Source organism: Streptomyces nanshensis, from assembly GCF_001751255.1.
Classification (GTDB): domain Bacteria; phylum Actinomycetota; class Actinomycetes; order Streptomycetales; family Streptomycetaceae; genus Streptomyces; species Streptomyces nanshensis_A.
Window position 1 is genome coordinate 1 of record NZ_LJGW01000244.1, and the last position, 3,060, is coordinate 3,060.

The 3,060-nt window shown below is 72.3% G+C and carries 2 protein-coding genes; both read right to left on the bottom strand.

The features are described from left to right. On the bottom strand, window positions 1-1,367 hold a 1,367-nt coding region (locus tag AN218_RS14170; protein WP_216311767.1), incomplete at its 3' end, for a type I polyketide synthase. Beyond that, window positions 1,364-3,060: polyketide synthase dehydratase domain-containing protein (locus AN218_RS14175; RefSeq protein ID WP_171908680.1), on the bottom strand; the 1,697-nt coding region annotated here is incomplete at its 5' end. The genes AN218_RS14175 and AN218_RS14170, both read right to left, overlap by 4 nt.

A 3,060-nucleotide genomic window follows, 5' to 3' on the forward strand; every position in this document is an offset into this window, starting at 1 on the left:
CACCGACCATCCACACTCAACATCCCCGCACGGGAGAAGCTGACGTGACCGTCGGGAACGACGATGGTGTTGATGCCGCCGACCACGGCGGTCTCACATTCCGCGCGGGCGATCGCCGTGACACCGCGGTGCATGGCGACCAGCGAACTCGAACACGCCGTTTCCACGGGCTCGCTGGGACCGTGCACGTCGAGAAAGAAGCTCATGCGGTTCGGGCCGAGTGAGGGGACGCCGCCGGTGGGCGAGACGCTGTCCCGTTTTCCGCACCGTTCGGCGAGCGTGCCGTAACCGGTGTCGTTCGTACCGACGAACATCGCCAGATCGCTCCCGGCGAGACTGTCCGCCGAATGGCCCGCGTCCTCCAGGGCCTTCCAGACGTAGAGCATCAACAGCCGCTGCTGCGGGTCCATATGGAGGGCTTCCTTCGGCGCGATGCCGAAGAAGAGCGGATCGAAGTCGGCGACGCCGTCGATGAATCCGCCCCACTTCACATCGGTGCGGCCGGGCTCCTCGACGGGGTCGCCGTAGTACTCGCGCCAGTCCCAGCGATCCGACGGCACCTCACGAATACAGTCCCGCCCCTCACGCAAGTTCTCCCAGAACTCCGCCAGATCATCCGCCATCGGAAAACGTCCGCTCATGCCGACGACGGCGACGGGCTCCTCCGCAGCGAAAGCCTGCGCAGGGGAAGCCTGTTCAGGGGCGGGCGCGGGTGCGGGTGCCGGTGCGGGTTCGGTTTCGGCGGATGGGGCGGATGGGGCGGCGGCGGGGAAGAAGCGGCCTCCGGTTGCCGGAGGCGGAGGCGCCGGGGATTCCGTACGGGCCTCCGGCGGTGACGTCGACGGAGCGGCGACGGCCGCGGGTTCGGCCGACGTCGCAGTCGAGGAGGCGGTCGAGGGGGCGGGCGCGGGCCCGGTGCCGGGCGTGCCGAGCAGCCGTACGGAGAGCGAGTCCGCGTATGTGTCGGCGAGGTGGGCGCTGAAGGCTCGCAGATTCGGGTGCTCGAAGAGGACCGTGGGGGCGAGTTCCAGGCCGAGTTCGTCGTTCACCGCGTTGACGAGCTGGCTCATCACGATCGAGTCCAGCCCGTACTCGCTGAGTTCGACGTCGGCGTCCAGGTCGTCCGGGCCGACCTTCAGCAACTCGCTGACCGCGTGCGTCACGATGTCGCACACGCGCTCGCGCAGGGCCTCGCCACGGGCCGCGGCGTCGTCGCCCGTGGCCTGCCGCTGCGCCGGCTCGCCCTCGCTCCCGGTCTGCCGGCCCTGCTGCCAGGCCCGGATCAGCCGGAGGGCCTCGTCCTGGCCGATCCGTCCGGTACGGATCTGCTCGTGCAGTTCGGTAAGTGACGTGGCGTGAGTGGTCATATGAGGCTCCGCTGGAATTCGTCAGCGCTCAGGGCGCCCTCGCCGATGGCGTGGATGAGGTGCAGCAGCCGGGCGTCCGCGTCCGCCTCGCTGCCGGTGCCGGTGCTGTTTCCGTTGCCGGTGTCTGTGCCGTTTCCGGTGCCGTTCGTGGTCACGGCGTGGGTGCCGTTTGCGGCGCCGGAGGCGGACGGGGCGGTGTCGCCGCCGTACGTACGGACCTGGAAGCCCCGGATCCGTACGCACACCTCGCCGTCGTCGTCGCACACGTCGATGTCCAGGCGGCGCACCCCGCCGGGACGGTCGTCGGCGGCGAAGCGTGCCACCGCCCACCCCGAGGAGGGCGTCGCGCGCAGCACCTCCAGCCGGTCCAGGGCGAACGGCAGGGCCGCCGAGGACGTACCGGAGCCGGTGAAGAGGCCCGCCGTGGACTGGAGTGCGGCGTCGAGCAGGCTCGGGTGCAGGGCGAACCCGGTCCTCGCGGACGCGGCGGCCGACAGCCGCAGCCGGGCCACCGCCTGCCGGGTGCCGCCGCTCAGCGTCTCGACGGCCCGCAGCGTGGGCCCGTACTCCAGGCCCGCGCCGGAGAACCGGGCGTAGCACTCCTCGGCGTCGAGGACGGTGCCGTCGCACTGGGCACGCAGCGCGGCGACGTCCAAGTGTCCGGCGCCGCCCGGGAGTTCGGGTCCGTCCAGAAGTTCGGCGGCGTTCCCGGCGGTCCTGCGGTGCAGCCGTCCGGTGGAGTGCACGACGCGTTCGCCGCCGGGGCCCTCCGTGTAGATCTCGAAGGCCGGTTCGCCGTCCGCCCGGACGGACACGGCGGTGTGCACGTCGACGGGCCGTCCGGCCGTCAGCGGCCGGGACCAGACCACCTGGCGCAGCGCCCAGTCGGTCTCCGCGCCGCCCGCCGCGAGGACGGCGGCGGCGCGTGCCATCTCCAGCAACGCCGCGCCGGGGACGACCTGTTCGCCCTGCACGCGGTGGTCGGCGATGTAGAACTCGCGGCCGGTGAAGTGCGAGGTGTAGCGCTGCTCGCTCAGGTCGGAGGTGTTCCGGTGCACCAGCGGATGCAGGCCGCGGGAGACGTGCGGGCCGTGCGCCGGGTTGCTCATGTCGAGCCAGTAGCGCCGGAGTTGGAAGGGGTACGTCGGCATGGAGATCCGTTGCGGGTGCCGTTCGCCCCACAACGTCCGCCAGTCGCACTCGGCGCCCGTCGTCCACGCCTGGAGCACCGGCGCCCAGTGCCGCGCCTCCGTACGTCCCCCGGAGGCGAACCCGTCGGTGAGGGCGGCCGGTGCCGCCGGTGCGTCGCCGTCGCGCGGGGCGCGTCCGGTGAACACGGCCGGGGTCGGCTCGCCGCGGAGCCAGGATTCCAGGCCCGCGCGCAGCTCCTCCAGCGTCCCGGCGACGACCGCGAGCCGCTCGGCCATGGCGGTGCGTCCCGTCTGCGAGGTGTACGACAGCGCCGGGAGGTCGGCGTCGCGGTAGTCGCCGCGCCGCAGGACCTCGACCCAGCGGGTCGCCGACTCCCGCAGTACGTCGGGACGGTGGGCGGAGAGCAGGACGGCAACGGGGCCGCTGTGGACGGTGGTTGAGGGACCGGTGCGGGTGTGGGCGTCGGTCTGCGTGCCGGCCGGGGGCTGGTATTCCTCCAGGACGACATGGGCGTTGGCGCCGCCGAAACCGAAGGAACTCA